The organism is Spartinivicinus ruber, from assembly GCF_011009015.1.
Lineage (GTDB): Bacteria > Pseudomonadota > Gammaproteobacteria > Pseudomonadales > Zooshikellaceae > Spartinivicinus > Spartinivicinus ruber.
Genome location: NZ_CP048878.1, coordinates 1816753 through 1834915, shown reverse-complemented (window position 1 = coordinate 1834915; position 18163 = coordinate 1816753). Strand labels below are relative to the sequence as shown.

Annotated in this window: 17 protein-coding genes; 9 read left to right on the top strand and 8 right to left on the bottom strand. The window is 38.5% G+C overall.

Going from position 1 to position 18163, the window contains the following annotated elements; genetic code table 11:
• Positions 1 to 42: 42 nt before the first annotated feature.
• Positions 43 to 441: a DUF2845 domain-containing protein gene (locus G4Y78_RS08685; RefSeq protein ID WP_163832648.1), complete on the bottom strand. Its 399-nt coding sequence runs from the start codon at positions 439 to 441 to the stop codon at positions 43 to 45.
• 366 nt (positions 442 to 807) lie between these two features.
• Here G4Y78_RS08685 and G4Y78_RS08680 point away from each other — a divergent pair, with 366 nt between their 5' ends.
• From G4Y78_RS08680 to G4Y78_RS08670, 3 genes are all read left to right on the top strand, one after another.
• A complete protein-coding gene (locus G4Y78_RS08680) occupies positions 808 to 1272 on the top strand; it encodes a MarR family winged helix-turn-helix transcriptional regulator (protein WP_163832647.1) in 465 nt (154 codons plus the stop codon).
• An 862-nt stretch (positions 1273 to 2134) separates the two neighbouring features.
• The gene (locus tag G4Y78_RS08675) at positions 2135 to 2899 is read left to right on the top strand and encodes an outer membrane beta-barrel protein (RefSeq protein WP_163832646.1); all 765 of its coding nucleotides are present in this window, start codon (positions 2135 to 2137) and stop codon (positions 2897 to 2899) included.
• A 109-nt stretch (positions 2900 to 3008) separates the two neighbouring features.
• Positions 3009 to 4115 carry an FG-GAP repeat domain-containing protein gene (locus tag G4Y78_RS08670; RefSeq protein WP_163832645.1) on the top strand — a complete coding sequence of 369 codons (1107 nt, stop codon included), beginning with the start codon at positions 3009 to 3011 and terminating at the stop codon, positions 4113 to 4115.
• Between the two features lie 383 nt (positions 4116 to 4498).
• Here G4Y78_RS08670 and blaOXA read toward each other — a convergent pair whose 3' ends face one another.
• Together blaOXA and G4Y78_RS08660 are read right to left on the bottom strand one after the other, a co-directional pair.
• Positions 4499 to 5281, bottom strand: a complete 783-nt coding sequence (gene blaOXA, locus G4Y78_RS08665; RefSeq protein ID WP_163832644.1) for a class D beta-lactamase — start codon at positions 5279 to 5281, stop codon at positions 4499 to 4501.
• A gap of 281 nt (positions 5282 to 5562) precedes the next feature.
• Entirely contained in the window at positions 5563 to 5775 is a 213-nt protein-coding gene (locus G4Y78_RS08660; protein ID WP_163832643.1) for a YbjQ family protein, read from the bottom strand.
• Positions 5776 to 6036: 261 nt separating this feature from the next.
• On the opposite strand from G4Y78_RS08660, the gene G4Y78_RS08655 reads away from it, so the two are divergent.
• Together G4Y78_RS08655 and G4Y78_RS08650 are read left to right on the top strand one after the other, a co-directional pair.
• Positions 6037 to 6534, top strand: a complete 498-nt coding sequence (locus tag G4Y78_RS08655; protein ID WP_163832642.1) for a hypothetical protein — start codon at positions 6037 to 6039, stop codon at positions 6532 to 6534.
• Positions 6535 to 6834: 300 nt separating this feature from the next.
• Positions 6835 to 7449, top strand: a complete 615-nt coding sequence (locus G4Y78_RS08650; RefSeq protein ID WP_163832641.1) for a PEP-CTERM sorting domain-containing protein — start codon at positions 6835 to 6837, stop codon at positions 7447 to 7449.
• Positions 7450 to 7528: 79 nt separating this feature from the next.
• On the opposite strand, the gene G4Y78_RS08645 is transcribed toward G4Y78_RS08650, so the two are convergent.
• From G4Y78_RS08645 to G4Y78_RS08630, 4 genes are all read right to left on the bottom strand, one after another.
• A complete protein-coding gene (locus G4Y78_RS08645; protein ID WP_163832640.1) occupies positions 7529 to 8428 on the bottom strand; it encodes a MalM family protein in 900 nt (299 codons plus the stop codon).
• Positions 8429 to 8431: 3 nt separating this feature from the next.
• Entirely contained in the window at positions 8432 to 9727 is a 1296-nt protein-coding gene (locus G4Y78_RS08640; protein ID WP_163832639.1) for a maltoporin, read from the bottom strand.
• A 196-nt stretch (positions 9728 to 9923) separates the two neighbouring features.
• Positions 9924 to 10424 carry an RNA methyltransferase gene (locus G4Y78_RS08635; RefSeq protein ID WP_163832638.1) on the bottom strand — a complete coding sequence of 167 codons (501 nt, stop codon included), beginning with the start codon at positions 10422 to 10424 and terminating at the stop codon, positions 9924 to 9926.
• Positions 10425 to 10434: 10 nt separating this feature from the next.
• Positions 10435 to 10890, bottom strand: coding sequence for an Lrp/AsnC family transcriptional regulator (locus G4Y78_RS08630; protein ID WP_163832637.1), 456 nt, complete (start codon positions 10888 to 10890; stop codon positions 10435 to 10437).
• Positions 10891 to 11057: 167 nt separating this feature from the next.
• Between G4Y78_RS08630 and G4Y78_RS08625 the strand changes: the two genes are divergently transcribed.
• The 4 genes from G4Y78_RS08625 to G4Y78_RS08610 all read left to right on the top strand — a co-directional run bounded on the left by G4Y78_RS08625 (position 11058) and on the right by G4Y78_RS08610 (position 14685).
• Complete coding sequence (locus G4Y78_RS08625) at positions 11058 to 12728, top strand: aminotransferase class V-fold PLP-dependent enzyme (RefSeq protein ID WP_163832636.1); 1671 nt, start codon at positions 11058 to 11060, stop codon at positions 12726 to 12728.
• A 9-nt stretch (positions 12729 to 12737) separates the two neighbouring features.
• The gene (locus G4Y78_RS08620; RefSeq protein WP_163832635.1) at positions 12738 to 13511 is read left to right on the top strand and encodes a sulfite exporter TauE/SafE family protein; all 774 of its coding nucleotides are present in this window, start codon (positions 12738 to 12740) and stop codon (positions 13509 to 13511) included.
• 17 nt (positions 13512 to 13528) lie between these two features.
• On the top strand, positions 13529 to 14221 hold the full coding sequence (locus G4Y78_RS08615) for an MBL fold metallo-hydrolase (protein ID WP_163832634.1): 693 nt from the start codon (positions 13529 to 13531) through the stop codon (positions 14219 to 14221).
• 254 nt (positions 14222 to 14475) lie between these two features.
• Positions 14476 to 14685, top strand: coding sequence for a cold-shock protein (locus G4Y78_RS08610; protein WP_163832633.1), 210 nt, complete (start codon positions 14476 to 14478; stop codon positions 14683 to 14685).
• 197 nt (positions 14686 to 14882) lie between these two features.
• On the opposite strand, the gene G4Y78_RS31525 is transcribed toward G4Y78_RS08610, so the two are convergent.
• Positions 14883 to 18161 carry a glycosyl hydrolase family 18 protein gene (locus G4Y78_RS31525; RefSeq protein WP_163832632.1) on the bottom strand — a complete coding sequence of 1093 codons (3279 nt, stop codon included), beginning with the start codon at positions 18159 to 18161 and terminating at the stop codon, positions 14883 to 14885.
• Positions 18162 to 18163 lie beyond the last annotated feature (2 nt).

Sequence of the window (18163 nt, the reverse complement as noted above, 5' to 3'; positions counted from 1 at the left end):
GAATAAGCTATACCTTTGTAAAAAAGTATAGCTTTAACATGATTAGTTGGCTCGCTCACCCGTTTCTATGGAGTCAATTTTGCCTTCCTTAAAAGTGACTATTCTAAGAAACTTGTTACGGCCTGGGTTATAGGTCCACTTTTCTACATTGATAAGCCGGGTAATTTCTCTACTGGCACCATGAGCATTTACACCATTGTATTGCTGATTATGTCTATAAATATCACTGTTTACTTTCTCAGAAACGGTATAGCTGTGATCTTCTTTCAACATAGGCTCACCGCAAGTCAGCAATACCTTTGCTTTTGAATCCCCAGTAGAAACCAATCGATTTTTACAGCGCATACTATCTGCATAAGTATTTACCGAAACAGAAAGTATTAACACCGAAATTAAAGCGGCAAACGTCTTTAGAAATGTAGTGTTTGCTTTAATAATCATACCTGTTAACCATATAAGTCTTTCTATATCCAGCGCAAAGTTGCTTTTAGAGAAAGCGGTTGAGCGACAGCTAAAACACTCAATATCCAGAGAGTGACTGATACCCAAGCTTAAAACATGGCTTAGGATATAGATTGGTTTATAAACAAATGTAGTTTACCAACCACTATACTGACTTCAACACCACCTGGCAAACTCTAACCACTAGGCCTTTACAGAATCTTTACATTGTAACGTGTCATACAATATCTCATCTGATATAGGCAAGGCTCAAGAGATTGTAAGCAAACAAGCCAATTGCTATTGGCATCCCAACATTAGTCTCACATATAATGGGATAAAGGTTTAATTGACATAGGTAACTATATGCCCACTACCAAGCAACCCTACTCAGCAGATGACAGTATGGGATATTTTATTCATCGCCTTTCAAAAGTGATGCAAAGACGCTTCGAAGTGTTATTAGAAGAATCAGGCTCAGAGATTACTATACAAATGTGGGTAATCTTATCTGCCATTGGCAAACATAATGCTGCTATTCCATCACAAATAGCAGATAAAACAGGTATCGACCGTACAGCAACAGCTCGATCCCTAACCAAAATGGAGAAACTAAAGTTAATATCACGAAAGCCCTCTCAAGAAGATGGCCGTTCATCTCAAGTCCGCTTAACTAAAAAGGGTGAGAATGCTTTAGAAATCGCGGCATATTGCTCACAGAAAACTAATGAGTATTTTTTAGAAAAACTTACTCATCGAGAACATGATTCTCTTAAGAAAATTGTTTCCAAACTTTTATCAGGTGAAAAAGGAGATATCTCTTACAACTAAGAGATAACTTTAAATGTAAATACCTATGAGTTTATAAAATATATCTATACCATTAAGTGCTTTTATGTAAGAAGCCTGAAATATAAAAAATTAAATACTTATCAAAAAAACCTCTTGCTATATCAACTGCCACATAGATAAAACTAAATAGGTATAACAAGAGGACCAAATACCCTTAAAATACTGAACCTGCACAATAGTTTTCATTCAATTCATGTATTCTAGATCAAACAAAAACTAAACGCACCTGATTAAGATGATAAGCATAGTACTCAATATAGTTTACAACGTCAACTATATTCTTATAGTATGCTAAGAAGTTAGCAAATACACTAACACAGAATGGCAGCTATACTCTAAAAAAAACAGTACAACACACAAATACAAGTGCTTTATAGCTCTAGCTTCACAATTAATAAGTAGTTTTCCTTATCTTATCATACATTTGGTTGACATAGTCAATCAAATAAGAGTAAATATCCACACCTATTATCTTAATTCAAAAGAAAAACAGTTGTTTAAAAATTTAGTTTCACTTAAGCATAGCCAACGAAAGATAACAAAACCTTTTTCTATCAAGGTTTAATCTGGATTCCTTTGTCGATAAACATCTATTTAATAACTAATGTGTATACATTAAAAAAATTCCTTCACCTCGACTACTCGGCCGCAAGCAACCGAGTTTACGCCGACATGATTGACCTTCGGTCAAACGGAATTTTTACAGTTACACTCGGGAGCAAGCTCCCGAGATATCTTTCTTTATAAAATAGATCGGTTGTAAAAATAAAAAAGAGGAATCCCAATTAAGCCTTTATATATACAAAAAAGTTGTAAATAGCTGTACTAACATGAGGTAACTATGAAAAAAACGGTTTTAGCTGCCATTATTGCCAGCACGGTAGCAGCACCAGCTTTTGCTGAAGATAGTTTAAATCCATTTGCTGATGAAAAAAGTGGGTTTTATTTAGGAATTGGGGCTGGTAAGTCTAGTTATGACGCTTATGAAGATATAGATAGAAGCACTAAAGAATCACTATCAAATGCAAGTAAACTAATTCACAATGGAGGAGACAATATACAAACACAATATGGAACAAAAAGTTCTAATGAGAGTAATCTAGGAAAAATATTTTTAGGATATCGAGTAAATAAATATTTTGGTGTTGAGTTAGATTACAATAAATTCTCCAATGCTGATTATAAATATAATGGCTCTAGTAAATACAATGGTATAGATGGCGAACTTAATGGGAAAGTAACAAGCAAACTTAAAGGAATAGGTGTTAAAGCTATTGGATTTTATCCTCTTAACAGAAGTATTGATCTTAAAGCAAGTGTAGGAGTGATGAAGTGGAAAATTAATGAAAAAGGCAGCACAAACTATTCTGGAGTATTAAAAAACGAAATTATTCAAGACCAGTTTGATTTACCAGATGCTAACGGTCACAGTGAAAACAAAAGCGGTAATAGTCTAACCCTAGGCTTAGGTGTAAACTACAATATTACTAACAACGTCACCTTTGGTCTACAATGGGAGCGCATCAAGGATGTTGGCCATAAAGACTTGGCTTTTGGTGAAACAGATATTGATACTTATACATTATCTGCTCAATATAATTTTTAATACCTATAACTACTAACTCACTTCATAACTAACTACTACCCCCGTGGCTTGGCCTCTTTTGGGGCCCTTTTTATTACTATTAGATCAACTATATTTATAGAAGATATAAATGAAAAATAAACTCACTCAAGCTATTCGAACTTCTATTTTAGCCAGTATATGTACTGTTAGTGCTGTTTCATTTGCATCTGAAGATAATATAAACATAGATGCAAAAAAATTGTTTACTGAAGTAGGTACTTTCACTGCCCCAAAAAGCGAATATAGCTATTATTATCGTGACCTGGATGGTGATGGGGCAATAGAACAGCTAGAAATTAATCATTGGAAAGGTTCATTTGGTACTAATGGAATTAGTAACTTAGGTTTTGGTTACGCCGGAAGTGATGATGCTCTTACATATGTTATATTACAAGATATCAATAACGATGGATTAACAGATATTGTAGGTATAGGCAATAAAGGCGTTACCTCTATTTTAAACCATGGCTCAAATTTTATTGGCAATAACACTGTATTAACAAAGTTTAAAGGAAACTTAAAAAACAGCGCAGACTACTTAAAATTAGCCGATATCGATAATGATGGCAGTGACGACATTATCTTCTTCTATAAAGATAATATTTATTTAATTGAAGGAGATAATGGCTCTTTTAGTACTAAGTGGAAGAAGATATCAGGAAAATTTAACATCTCAAAATACAAGCACATTGAAATAGCCGATGTAAATTATGATGGATATCCTGACCTGGTGGGTTTGAATAACAAAACGGTTGATGTAGCAATAAACTCCCAGTCTAATGGTTTCCAGGCAGTAGCTTCATGGTTACATAGCAAAGCACCTAATAAAGAGCCTTTCAGTATAAAAGTTGTCGATATCAACCAAGATGGCTATGCTGACCTAATTACCTTTCATCAAGTTGGGATTGTTAACGTTGCTGAAAATATGAGTGGATATAGCTTTAATCTGTACAAACAGATTGCAACAAAGTTTTATGGATACAGGCAGCAATCAGTTGCTGACGTAAACAATGATGGCAAATCCGACATTGTAGGTTTAGCTACTAATAAAGAAGGAAAAAGTATATTAATGGTAGCATTAAATTCAGCGAAAGGATTTGGTAATACACAATTTTATTATGCTCCAATTAAAGATTTTGCAGAGTATGATTTAAAATTAAAGCAATATCCATTAAGAACCTCTAAAAATAAATAATTTTTATACAGGCACAAGGATTGTGCGCTTTTTAATTTACTCTCTTCATGCTAACCAAAGTTATTGCAAACAAGCATACCCTGCGTGAATAATCTTTAGGATCTGTTGTCGTCACAGAGGACCATGGGTAATGGGAATATAGCTTATGCGATGGTATGGGCACCACTAATCAGAGCAATGCCGGAACTGAGAAGTATTAAACTATCTGTTTCCCAAACATTTATAAAGCACATAAGTTCCTGGCAAGTCTGCTGTACTGGGCTCATCGCGTGATGGCCCTAGCACTTTTTATTTCAGTGAATGCTGCTATCGCTGGCTTCACAGTAGTAAGCTAAACCTCCTGAAAACCATTCACCTTACCTATAGAGTTAAAAATAAAATAACTAAAATATTATCTTTTTCCCCAACAATACCTCTTTGGTTATTGATTTTCTTATTGAGGCCTGTTTCATTTCAGTCATTTCAATATTCATAGCAAAAAACCAAGGACCAGACTTTGTTTCAACAAACCCTATAAACCAGCCTACTTGTTGTATAGAGTTATTTGCCCAGCCAGTTTTACCATAAAGGGTATAATTAGGCTTTTTCTCTACCACCATTATATTCTTGAGCGTTTCTATATCCTGTTTAGGATAAGGTAGTTTTTCGTCATAAATTCTTTTCACTAAATCAATTTGCTGTTGGGCTGTAACTCGTAATTCGCCATCCAACCAAAATCGTTGAACATTAGGACCTGTTTTTTTGTTACCATAATTTACTTTATTAAAGTGTTCTAAATATGTTTTGTTACCCACTTGTTTAGCAATTTGCTGATAACACCAAACACAGGAGTATGACAGAGCAGACTTCAATGTTTGATCTTTATTCCACATATCCCATCCCTTGTCTTTACTATCCCATTTAAAGACAGTATTTTTAGTAATAACACCTTCTTTTAGACCAATTAGTGTATTGAGCAACTTAAAAGTAGAAGCTGGCAAGAACTCTTGCTCACTACGTTTTTGATTGTAAATATACTGCTGAGAACCATCATAAGAAGAAATGATCATCGTCCCTTTTGCAGAATACTTATCAAAAGTTTCTTTAATAAGCTCATCATCTTTTGCATGGGAAAATAGTGATGTAAACACCAGTGTAGCAGACAGTAATGCAGATATTTTTTTCATATACCACCTATAATATTATAAAAAACGAATACATCTCCTAAGGCTACCGTTAGCCCACTAAAAAAATAGAAAACCCTTCATTTATAATGAATAGCGTATAAATAAGAGATCCTCTAAGGAGCAGTGAAAATCTTACGCTGTATAATGCAATGAGTAAATAAACCAAAAATGGTCAATTATGGCAAAATATGACTTAAAGAACTTACCAAACACTGCACGTCATAAGTAATTATACCTACACAAATCGATAACAGACTAGCGTATAAAAATAGTATCTAACGTTAGTGCCAATATCCTTTCACCTGCGAAAAATCAATACTAAATGGTTCAATTACCTTTACTGCTTTTCCTGAACCATGAGGTGCAGCCCAAGACCATCCTGAAGGTTGATACCATATCCTCACGTCTACAACAGCATTTGCACCTAGATCTCTCGCTGCATCAGCAAAAGACTGAAATACTTTACGGGAAGAGCCATACCATGCTTTGCCCACTTCAACTTGAGCTATTACTTCATATTGTGTACCAACAGGTAAGCTTTCTTTTGTAATAAATATTTTTTTATTATGCGATTGATACTTTTAGTGAAATCTTTACGTTTCCTCAGCATGAAACTAGTTGTCTAGACCTATTAAGCTTATATAATATTATTTCCCAATTTATATACCATTTTATGACTGATTATACAGTGAAACCACCTCATGTTTGACTGTCCTTTCGTAATCTAACTTATATAATCTTTGGCACGGAAAAATATGAAAATTTATATTAAAACAGGGAGTCAGTTTGCACTGACAACCAAACATAATAATAACAAGCTATCTAAGCTAGAGCTGCTTCATCCTGTCAATAACCTCTTTGAAAAAACATTGAAAAAATCAATTTTTCATCGCCGCTCTCCTGAGCTAAGCCTGGTTTGTCTGGCTTTAAAACGATATAAAATGGCAAGGAATGCTATTTATTATAGTAGTAATAGCGTTGGTTTAGTTAATACCTCAAAATCAAAAAGTACACACCTATATGCGAACACTACTACAGACAATAAGCTTATAAAAAGCCTGCAATTAAAAAAAGACCTTGAGCCTATTGTTGAGTTAACCCGATTACAGGCTGCTCTTGATATCTGGCAACAGACACAACCCAAAGAAGTAAAACAGCGTGGTTGTTTACTGAATGAAATGCCAAAAGAAATCCAAATCCATTTCAGTAATCATTTAGAAAAAAGGTTACTAATCAACCAACTAACAATGTAGATAAACAGGCTAACATAAGCGTTAAAAACGAATGTTATTTATTTTTACACGCCTTCTTACTTATGAATAAGTTAACTAAATCACATTTATTAATTTATATTTAACCACATCACATAATAAGCCAAATGCAGCTCACATTAAACAAGATGAAATAAAAATCTTCTACTTTATGAGGGTTTACACTACAGCTTGAGTTTATTATTTAAAGTGTACAACAGTAGCAGGTTATGTAACATTGGCACGTTTCGTGTATAGGGCAAGTGACTCTTTAATATCCATAAAATGTAGTAGGTCTCTTCCATGAAGTCCATGAAAAAAGCGCTTAGTGTACTAGCTCTATCTCTTGCTAGTGCTACTTCTGCTACTGCAGGTTTACTTTCTATCGAAGGTGGCCAGGTTGGAACCTTACCAGGTAATCACAACCCAAGTGGCGGTATTACTCAACCTGGTTTACAGGTTACTTATGGCGGCAACCTAAAAGCTAATAGCAATGTTAATCTTACTTACGAGTTTCTAGGGTCTGAAGCATCCTTTGAAAACATATTCCTAACAATCAATGGACAAAGCTTTAACAACAAACAGTCTCAAGCAGGACAACAGATCATTGACTCAATGCTGCAAGGAAACTGGTTAAACTTTAGCTTTAAAACACCTCATGCAACTGTAGCTAACGGCAATAACAACGGTAGAAATAATCTCAAAGGAGATTTGCTAAAACCTTCTTTCTTCTTAGCTGCAGCTGGAGAGAATAGCTTTTATATTGGTTTAAACGATGATGGTGGCGCAATAGACTATGATTTCGATGATATGGTCTTAAAAGTAACAGCTACCAAAACACCTACACCTGTACCAGTGCCTGGTACAGTAGCCCTAATTGGTCTAGGTTTACTTGCATTATGTAAACGCCGCAGCTAAACCGCTCTTTATATAAACTTGTACCCACTGTATTTTTTAGCCCACTTTTTCGTGGGCTTTTTTTGTTTGTTAAGCATTTTTATTGTTTTGGTACAACTCGCTCAATAAAGTACTGCCTTATATCTTTAAGACCAAGTCGTTCGGCTTCCTCCACTAAACTTAATGCTTTGCCTACCTCACCTTGATTTAGTGCGTTTTTGACAGCCTCTTTAAAATATTGGTGGGTCTGTGGCAACACCTCCTGCTTAGTTTCTAATTGATCAACAGCTTGATTAGCTTGCCGAAAACTAAAGGCTGGTATATAAGACCGCTTTTCGTAAAAGCTACGCTCCTCTTCTTCGACTGACAACTCAAGATTTCCCACTGGTGAGTGCCAGGCTATTGGATCTGGTATCTCTGGAGGTTGGTTATAGTGGGCTTTTGCAAATGCTTTTGCTGGATGCACTAAAGTTGTTTTACCCTGCATTTGAGCTAAGGTAGAGAAAATCACTAAATAAGTTTCATTGTTAGGGTTACCAGGCTGACTTCGATCTACCCGAAACATGCCGTCAATACTATCTGGCTTAAACCCCCAAGCTGGGCGATAAATAAAATCATCTGTTGAGAGAATTCGTGTTATACGAAACTCACTGTCTAACAACATCACTGAGGGTTCAAATACCGTTTGATTAGCTTTACTAAATAACTTTATTTGCAGTGACCGCTGGGTATCTGGCAATTTAAATGCAGCTATATAGCTTTTCCCTGAATTAAATTCAAATACTACTGAGTGACTGTTGATTATGACTTCAGTTGTTTGATTTACCAACAACGGCTTAATAGGCAAACTTGCAAAGGTAGTACAACAGGATTTTTGGGCCTTCAATTCTGCAATAGCATTAGACACCTGCTGCAGGGTTATATTATCAGAGGCTTTTCCAGCATAACTTAACAATAATGCTAACAAACCGGCTGTGACTGTAAGCCATTTATTAATCATTAATTACCACCAAACCTCTACTTGAAACCCAACTGTTGTTCCATCATCGTCACCATCATCAATTGACTCACTAGCAGCATTGTACTTATCACCATCCCATTTGGCATAAGTAAAAAAAGCACGTAAAACTGGCCGTGCCCAAAAGCTACTACCAGCTGACCATTGCTGAGCCAGGGTAATTTTCGTTAGATCAACTGTATCCAAGCTGCTATCTTCTGGCTTGACTCGATCATAACCCAGCTCAACTGCCGTACTCATAATTTCGGTCCATTTATAAGCCGGTCGAACCCCCAATGACAACCAGGTTTGCCCCCTGTCACCTGCTAGGTCTTTCTTTTCTATTAGAGCAACATACATCCCTTCTATATTCTGGGAAAAATTCACAACCCCTTGGTTCACTAGCCGATACATTTTGCCATTATCCGCTCGGCTACCATTGTGACCACTGCCTACCATCCCATCAGTCGCATATTGGATTGCCAGTTTATTAAACCCTCCAAACCAGTCTGACTGGGTATGTTGAGCCGTAAATAAATAGCCTTTTTGATTATCAAAATTTAAATCTTGCTGGCGATCAGTTAAATTGGCTTGCCCATAATCTACTCCTAACTCAAGCGAACCACCTTCATTCACTTTTAACCCGGCCAAACGTATATCAAAAGTATCATTGGCTACATTTGTGCCCGACTGTGCCCCTTCTGAAACATAGTCTTCATCAGTATTCCGTACCCAAGCCAGAGATAATTTACCAATACCGACATCCACACCTTCTATACCCACGCCAGGCCCAGACACATCCCAATAATAATAATCATTAATATGAATATCATGGCGCTGATAATAACGTTTGCCTGCCCAGATATTAGCACCAGGCAATGAATCAATCAGATTTTCACCAATCACATACATCTGTCGTATTGATGACTCACCATCTCCTACATCATCACTACCATCTAGCACTTCATAGTCATTAGCTTGCTGTGACACATAAGCAAGCATGGTATCGACATAAAAACGTTTTTCACCTTCCTTGTATAATTCCTGCCCTAACCCAATTTCTACGTAAGTTTCGCACTCATTACCTAATCGATATTTAGCTGGGGCACTTCTTGCTTTAAAACAAGCTTGATCACCACCACCTAAGGTTGTACCAATTCCTGAACGAATATACCCATGAAAATCAACCGCTATAGCATCTCCAGTCACTAAGACAAGCATTGATGAAATAAGCCAAGGAGAGTAAGAAAAAAATGACTTAAACTGAGTAATAAAAAAAGTATGTTGTTTTTTGCTTAACATGAAAGAGGCACCTTAACAGCATCCTGCCGAATAATAAGCACCCACTACAAATAAAGAGAGCTATTGTCGGTCACATATTTGCTTTGCAATATCCGTATTTTTTATTTCACCTAACAACACAAGTAGTGTATTAAGATTTTCGGATTAAGTCACCATAATATCTTCATAACCCAAAGAACTGAAAACATTTGAGAATTTAAGCCAGTGTTTGAAACTCATCATTTTCAATTACCACAGGTGACTGCCCCCGCTTCAGCTCATACATAGCAATAGATGCCGATACAGCCACATTTAAACTCCCTACTGGGCCATACTGAGGGATTGTCACAGTACTACGGCACTGAATGATAAAATCAGCTGGTAATCCATCAGCCTCATTACCCAGAATTAATGCAGTTTTTTCTGGAAACGTAAACTGATTTAATAATGATGCACCTTCAGCAATTTCTATAGCGACAGGTGTATAATTTCTAGTTTCAAGCCATGCAAACAAGTCATTAGGATCTGGCACATGAACAATTTCTGCTTGCTTCTCTAATTTTCTGGAAAAGGATTGACTACCTTTTTTAAATTGCCAGGGTAATTCATGACCAATAAATACAACCTCTTTCCCGTCATGCGCTACGTGGCTACGAATTATCATCCCTACATTTTGCGGGCTTTTTAATGAATGTAAAACAGTACAAAACTCAAACATCTTTAAAAGTCTACAGATAATCCAATGGTAACTTAGTAGTATGCTTCATGGTTTCCATTACAAAGCTGGCACTTACATCATATAAGTCTGCCTTAATCAAAGCTTTATATAGCTGATCATAACCAGCCATATCAGTAATTACTGCTTTAATTAAATAATCTAAATCACCACTAGTACGATATACCTCTAATACTTCGGGGAGGCTGTTCACTACTTTGCGAAATTGATCAGACCACTTTTCGTTGTGCTTATTAGTTCGTACTGCAATGTATGCAGTTAAAGGTAAATTGACTTGCTCTTGGCTCAATAAAGCAACCCGGCTACGAATGACACCATCTTGCTCAAGCTTTTGGATTCTTCGCCAACACGCGGTTTTAGATAGTGCTACCCGCTCCGCTATTTCCCCAACTGGTAACGTGGCATCTTGCTGTAATATTTCTAATATGGCCTTATCAAACTTATCCATTGTTCACAAATCAAACACACAAAAAGAACATAGTTTCATTAAAACAGTTATACGTGAAACTTTATCCTACCAAAGCCGAAAATGTATAGCAATTTAGCAACAATATTCAGGCCATTCAGAACTATAATTTATATACTAAGAAGATAAAGGAATGAAAGGGTAGTCTTATGCAGCAACTGATCGACAACATCCGCCAAAGTGTCATTGGTGAACACCACCCCATTGAAACTCCATTTGGACAAAAGCCATTGGTTTATGCTGATTATACTGCTTCAGGCCGGGCTTTGGGCATGATCGAACAGTTTATCCAACATCAAGTACTCCCCTTTTATGCCAATACTCATACCGAAACCTCATTCACTGGCCGTCAAACCACTGCCTTAAGGGAACAAGCCAAACAAATTATCCGTCAGTCAGTTAATGGCCAGGAAGAAGATCAAATTATTTTTTGTGGCTCCGGTGCTACTGCAGCTATCCATAAGTTGATTGATATCCTTAACTTACGCTTACCCGCCAATTTAGATGAGCAATATCAATTGCTAGAACAAATTCCACCCAATGAACGTCCAGTGGTGTTTATTGGCCCCTATGAGCATCACTCTAATGAGCTGCCCTGGCGAGAAAGCATTGCTGAGCTGGTTTCCATCCCCCTTGATAAAAACGGTCAGATTGACCTGGATGCATTAGTCAGCGAATTGGAGAAATATTCTGCTCGTCCACTGAAAATCGGTAGTTTTTCCGCAGCCTCCAATGTCACTGGAATTAAAACCAATGTAGATACCATCTCCCGCCTATTACATAAATACGGTGCCTACAGCCTCTGGGATTACGCTGCTGCTGCACCTTATGTCGCGATTGATATGACAGGTGAGAAAACTAATGAAGGCGACAGCAGCAAAGACGCCGTATTTATTTCACCCCATAAATTTATTGGAGGCCCAGGCACCCCTGGTATTCTCATCGTCAAAAAACACTTGTTAACTAATCGGGTACCAGCAGTTCCTGGAGGTGGCACCGTTGTGTATGTTACCCCTGAAGATCACCGTTTTATTGACAACCCTGAGCGACGAGAAGAAGGTGGTACCCCTGCGATAGTGGAATCAATTCGTGCAGGTTTGGTCTTCAAACTACAACAAACCGTTGGCACGAAAGAAATAGAAACACGCGAACATCATTTTATAGAACAAGCCATTCAACGCTGGCAGCAACATGAATCCATTGAAATTTTGGGTAATCCTGATGCTCCTCGGTTATCGATAGTTTCTTTACAAATTAAGTGGCAAGAAAAATATTTACATTACGGCTTTGTTGTTGCCTTGTTAAATGATTTATTTGGCATTCAAGCCCGCGGTGGTTGTTCCTGTGCTGGACCTTATGGACACTCCTTACTTGGTATGGACATGTCGTATAGCAAAGCCTTAGAAGCAGAACTTGTAAATGGCCAAATGATTTTAAGGCCAGGTTGGGTAAGACTGAATTTCAACTACTTTATCGACCAAGCAACTTTTGATTATATTGTTCGTGCAGTAGAGTTAATTGCCAGTCATGGTTGGCGCCTGCTGTCTTATTATCAGTTTGACGGTAAGTCAGGGGTATGGCTATACCAAGGCCAAAAGCCACATCTATTAGTGACTTTAGATGACATTGACTTTAGTGTGTCAAAGCCACATCCCAAACAACCTACTTGTCCAGTTAAACTAACAGATTGTTTGAGCATAGCCGAAGTAGCGCTCACTATACCTCATCAAGCTGCTGAGCAATACACCCTCGAATTACCAGCGAGTGCCGAAAAGTTACGCTGGTTTGCGCTGCCTCAAGATGCAACTCAACAACGTTAAGGGCTACCTGTGACACTAGCCATTATTGTCGGTATTTTAGTAGGATTCATGCTAGGTCTAACAGGTGCAGGCGGCTCCATTTTTGCTGTGCCGCTATTTATTTTAGTGCTTAGCTTATCCCCTAATGATGCCATGGGGATTGCCTTAGGTGCAGTGAGTATCAGTGCAATTGTTGGTATTTTAGCGAAGCTAAACAAGAGACAAATTGCATGGAAGCCCGCCACCATTCTTATCACTACTGGTATGACATTAGCTCCCCTTGGTCGCTGGCTTGGTAGCTTAATAGATCAGCGTTTACTATTAACAGGTTTCATATTACTGGCTAGTTATATTGCTATTCGCATGTGGCAGCTACCCAAAGAAGATTCCAGCCAAGCGCCAGGCACTCACCTAAAATTAACCAATAAGTCAGCTAACAAACAATCATTACTACTATTATTGGCAGGTGCGGGAGCCGGCTTTTTATCTGGGTTATTTGGAGTCGGGGGCGGTTTTCTGAATGTACCTATTCTCAACGTGCTTACTGGCTTAAGTATGCGACGCGCCATTGATACATCGTTGATAGTAATTGCTCTCGTGAGCGCTACAGGCTTTATATTCCATGTTAACTGGATTGCCAAAGTACCTACTGAATTACTGATGATAGTTACAGGTGGCAGTGTTATTGGCATTTTTATTGGCACCGTATTAACTCAGCGTATTGCTACCCAGCAGCTACAAAGATTTTTCGCTGTATCAGTTCTTGGGCTGATGGCGCTTTCAGTGCCAAAGATTTTAAGTTAAGTGAAAGGGGCAAACTTATGTTATTTCGTCAACTCTTCGATGAAGCAACCTGGACTTATTCTTACCTGCTAGCTGAATCAGAAGGCGGCAAAGCACTATTAATCGACCCAGTAAGAGAAAAGGTTCCACAGTATCAACAGCTTGTCAGTGAATTAGAATTACAGCTGGTTTATGCTATTGATACACACGTTCATGCAGATCATATAACAGCACTGGGTAAACTTCGCGAGCTATATCAATGTGAGACTACTTTTGGCGATCAAGCGCCAGTCCAATGTGCAAGTCGTAGAGTTAAAGATGGAGAGATTATTGCTCTAGGCCACCTTCAGTTAAAAGCTATTTATACCCCAGGCCATACAGACGACTCCTATTGTTTTTTATTAACTAGCGAAAAACCACAGATGTTGTTTACGGGTGATACCTTATTAATCAGAGGAACTGGCCGAACCGACTTTCAACAAGGCGATGCTCGCCAGCAATATGATAGCTTATTTAATAAATTACTTAAGCTACCTGCAGATACGTTGGTTTATCCTGGCCATGATTACAAAGGCATGACAGTGAGTACCATCGGAGAAGAAAAGCGCTTTAACCCACGCCTACAAGTCAATAGTGCTGAGGAGTATTGTCGAATTATGGATAATTTGAACTTGCCCAATCCAAAGCTAATGGATGTGGCAGTACCTGCTAATTTAGGCTGTGGATTATAGAGTCTGTTGATCTTTATAATTAATCTTGCGATGAAATAAATAAAAAACATTGACTTGTCAATAGGGTTGTTTATAATTCATTCAGCTTGAAAGTACGGCGTTAATTTATGTTCAATGTTCACGATGTTCCTTTTGTAGTGCCTCGTTAGTTTGTCATAAGTCACACCTAAATTTCTCTGCTACACCGTCTTATGCTCACTCCCCTGGATTGTGTATAAGAATTTAGTTTAATTGTTTAAAGAAAGATCCAAATTATGTCTGATAGAAAAAACGGCACTGTAAAATGGTTTAACGAATCAAAAGGTTTTGGTTTTTTAGAGCAACAATCTGGTCCTGACGTTTTTGTACACTACAGTGCAATTCAAACACCAGGTTTTAAAGTGCTGGCTGAAGGCCAACAAGTTGAGTTCACTGTAACTCAAGGTCCTAAAGGCCCACAGGCTGAGAACGTAGTTCCTTTATAAGCTACAGCTTATAACTGATACTGCTTTCAGGGTAGTGCACCAGCACTACCCTACAGACCCCGTCTATCTTTTTATCCCACTACTCGTAATCCAAGCTAGCCAACCACGGCTTTCTTCTCCTAAATCACTTTTCTTGACAACACCATAAAAAAGCCAGCAACCATGGTGCTGACTTTTTAAATATAAGCGAATAGTATTTAGTGACTACTAACGTTACCGCTATTCAATCCCTGATGTAATGACTGCAGCAAGGTCCCTTGTTGATCATCCTGACCTAAGTGCCAAAACATCACCCCTGCTAGTTTCTCCTGCCTGATGTAGTTAGTTTTATATTTCATTGACTCCTGATCATCATAAGTTACAAACAGGTTATGTTTGACATTATGCAGCCAAGGGGCTTTCGCTTCAGAATGAAAGTGCCGCTTATAGCCATAGTCGCCTGCTAACATTTTTTTAATATCAGCATAAGTGGCTATCCGTGGCTCATTACGTTCAACACACTTATCACACCCTACTAACCATGTTGGGTCACCTCTGTATGGATCACCTTTTTGGGTATTAAAGGTTTGATACAACCCATAATTATCTGTTCCCGTTTTTCTAAAGGCTCGACCATAAAAAGGCACCCCCATAACTACCTTATTACGTGGCACTTTCATGATTAAGTGCTGCTTCACTGCCGCATCCGCAGTTAAAGCAAAAGGGCTGGGAAATAGTTTCTTTATTTCTTCCCAAGATTTGGGTGGATTAAACTGTACTTCACGTAATGCATTGTAAAACTTAGGCTCACCTTTGCTACCATATAAATGGGCATGAAAGTTGGTTTTGGTCACCCCCTGCCAAGGTCCGTTAAAGTCATAGGTCATTAGATTGATATAATCTAACGGCTCTACCACTTTATCTAGCAAGTGGTAGTAACGAGACATAAAAAAGGCACCACCTGCTCCAGCAATGGTTAGCTGATAATCAGCTGCCTGGCTAGTTTGTTCTACCTGATCAATCTGTTTGCGAAACTCTTTCAATAAAGCAACAAAGTTATTTGCATCTTGCTTTCTTGGATATTCCCAGTCTAAATCGATACCATCAAACCCATGTTTTTTCATGAATGCAATACAGGATTTGGCTAACTTCGTTCTGGCTGCCGGGGTACTCGCTGCATCTCTAAACCGATTCGATGTAGGACTGGCATCATTGGAAAATGCCCAGCCACCCACTGAAAACATCAATTTTAAATTGGCATTGTATTGCTTGAGATTAGTCAACAACTGAAATACTTCTGCTGACTTCTGCTCATTGGCTCCCTGTAATAAATCACACTGGCCTTGTTCATTAATACCAATAAACGCATAGTTGATATGAGTAAGCATTTTAGCCTTTTCTGGTGAAATATTACTCACAGGAAAGTCTACCGCTGGATATTTATTAATTTCATCAGGCTCTAACATGTAGTAACCAATTACAGCGTATTTACCACTATTATTAGGCGAGCCATCATCAGGATTAGGCTTGTCTGGATCTGGTTTATCCGGATCAGGTTTGTCAGGATCTGGATTGGGTTTGTCTCCATCAACCCGTTTCCAAGGTCCCCATTGATCTTTACCTGGCTCATCCCCTTTGGTCCACCATTTTGCCTCATAGATAACATGGTTATATTTGACTTGGCTCCCTTTTACATAGATAGCTGTCGGATTCCAGTCTTTGACGTCACCAGTATCGGGTTTATCAGGAATTGGGTTGGGATGATCATTGTCGTCAGGCTTATCATTATCATTTGGGTTTGGTTTAGGATTAGGTGTTGGCTTGTCGTCACCAGGCTTACTACCGAGTAATTTCCAAGGTCCCCACTGACCTTTACCTGGCTCATTGCCTTCGGTCCACCATTTCGCCTGATAGGTTTTGCCCTGATAACGAACCTTATCACCTGCCCAATAAGCTGTCTCTGCATCCCATTCTGCTATGGCATCACCATCTGGATCAGGCGTAGGCGGTTTGGGCTTGTCATTATCACCTGGATCGGGGGCTGGGTTTGGTTTGTCGTCATCTCCAGGGTCTGGTGTCGGGGTAGGTGGCTCAGGGTTATCAGGATTTGGTTTGGGGGGCTCGGGTGGCTGACCATCAGAATTTAACCCCGCATGCATAGCATCGAGAATCTGACCATTATCCGCATCAATTTCCCAGGCAAATAACCCTTTTAATTGTTTACTTAAGGCATAAGCCCCTTTGGCTTTAACTGAGCGCGGATTGTCATAAGTAATTAAAGTACCATTTTCAGCATTCCATACATAAGGGGCTTGGGCTTTTTCATCATAGTAATATTTAAAGCCATTAGTTCCTTGACCATTTACACCACCCAAGTAGTATTTCTCAATTCCTTTATAATCAATAACACCATTTTCCCAGGTGCCTTGCTGTGTATTTTGAGGTAATGGTCCACCACCTTTACCTGTAAATGGGTTATCGGGAAGCCCACCGGCAATGCCTTTCCAGCCCCTGCCATACATGGCTACGCCCATTACAAGTTTATTGGCAGGAAAGCCCGCTTTGATAATATTATTGATGGCATCATGAGCATTGTATTGCGGTATTTTTTCATGATCTGCTGCATAAATACCAGCATGATGTCCCAAGGTATTATCCCAGCCCCCATAAAAGTCATAGGTCATGGTAAATACATAATCCATATACTGAGACACTTGGGAGTAGTCTATGCTAGCAATTTTTTTAGGGCCTGATGAGACGGCAGCTGTTAACAAATATTTTCGCCCGGTTTGCTGGCCTAACTTATCCAAGGCCATTCGCAACTCCTGCATTAACATAGTAAACCCCTGTTTGTCTTCTGGTTTACCTAAGTCAGGGTTGGCTCCTGGCTGACCAGGAAATTCCCAGTCGATATCCAAACCATCAAAAAAATCATATTGTTTGATAAAGTCGATTGCTGACTGAACAAACTTAGCACGCTTTTGTGAGTCGTTAGCTAAATAATAAAAAGGGTCAGATAACGTCCACCCACCAAGTGAAGGTAAAATTTTAATATGCGGATTAGCCGCTTTCATTTTAGCCAGCTGGTTAAAGTTACCTTTGACTGGTTGATCCCATTTATCACCTGGATAACTTTTTTCCAACGCAGCAAAACGATCATGAATGGTAACCGTATAGTCTTCTTGATCACTACACTCTCTTTGTAGTGCACTAAAACCTTGGGGATTCGCTTTTTTTAATGACTCATTAGGGCCACAAACAGCAATAAAACCATATAATATATGGGTCAGCTTTTCTGCAGGTATATCCTTAACATGGAAGTTTCGGCCATAAATTCCCCATTCAGCAAAATAGGCCGCTATTACTTTGTCATCTGCAACATTATTCTCTGTAATAGGGGTGGCAAAAGATGTATCAGCCAAAGACATACCTAAACCAAGGGTAATACCTAAGCTCAGCGTCTTTGGCAACAAATGCCGGAAAGACAGGCTATTCATTG

Excerpts from the sequence above, each read along its gene's own strand:
- G4Y78_RS08615 (WP_163832634.1), top strand. The coding sequence starts at position 13,529 with ATGTTATTTCGTCAACTCTTCGATGAAGCAACCTGGACTTATTCTTAC.
- G4Y78_RS08610 (WP_163832633.1), top strand. The coding sequence starts at position 14,476 with ATGTCTGATAGAAAAAACGGCACTGTAAAATGGTTTAACGAATCAAAA.
- G4Y78_RS31525 (WP_163832632.1), bottom strand. The coding sequence starts at position 18,161 with ATGAATAGCCTGTCTTTCCGGCATTTGTTGCCAAAGACGCTGAGCTTA.
- G4Y78_RS08680 (WP_163832647.1), top strand. The coding sequence starts at position 808 with ATGCCCACTACCAAGCAACCCTACTCAGCAGATGACAGTATGGGATAT.
- G4Y78_RS08630 (WP_163832637.1), bottom strand. The coding sequence starts at position 10,890 with ATGGATAAGTTTGATAAGGCCATATTAGAAATATTACAGCAAGATGCC.
- G4Y78_RS08685 (WP_163832648.1), bottom strand. The coding sequence starts at position 441 with ATGATTATTAAAGCAAACACTACATTTCTAAAGACGTTTGCCGCTTTA.
- G4Y78_RS08635 (WP_163832638.1), bottom strand. The coding sequence starts at position 10,424 with ATGTTTGAGTTTTGTACTGTTTTACATTCATTAAAAAGCCCGCAAAAT.
- blaOXA (WP_163832644.1), bottom strand. The coding sequence starts at position 5,281 with ATGAAAAAAATATCTGCATTACTGTCTGCTACACTGGTGTTTACATCA.
- G4Y78_RS08645 (WP_163832640.1), bottom strand. The coding sequence starts at position 8,428 with ATGATTAATAAATGGCTTACAGTCACAGCCGGTTTGTTAGCATTATTG.
- G4Y78_RS08640 (WP_163832639.1), bottom strand. The coding sequence starts at position 9,727 with ATGTTAAGCAAAAAACAACATACTTTTTTTATTACTCAGTTTAAGTCA.
- G4Y78_RS08670 (WP_163832645.1), top strand. The coding sequence starts at position 3,009 with ATGAAAAATAAACTCACTCAAGCTATTCGAACTTCTATTTTAGCCAGT.
- G4Y78_RS08675 (WP_163832646.1), top strand. The coding sequence starts at position 2,135 with ATGAAAAAAACGGTTTTAGCTGCCATTATTGCCAGCACGGTAGCAGCA.
- G4Y78_RS08650 (WP_163832641.1), top strand. The coding sequence starts at position 6,835 with ATGAAGTCCATGAAAAAAGCGCTTAGTGTACTAGCTCTATCTCTTGCT.
- G4Y78_RS08625 (WP_163832636.1), top strand. The coding sequence starts at position 11,058 with ATGCAGCAACTGATCGACAACATCCGCCAAAGTGTCATTGGTGAACAC.
- G4Y78_RS08655 (WP_163832642.1), top strand. The coding sequence starts at position 6,037 with ATGAAAATTTATATTAAAACAGGGAGTCAGTTTGCACTGACAACCAAA.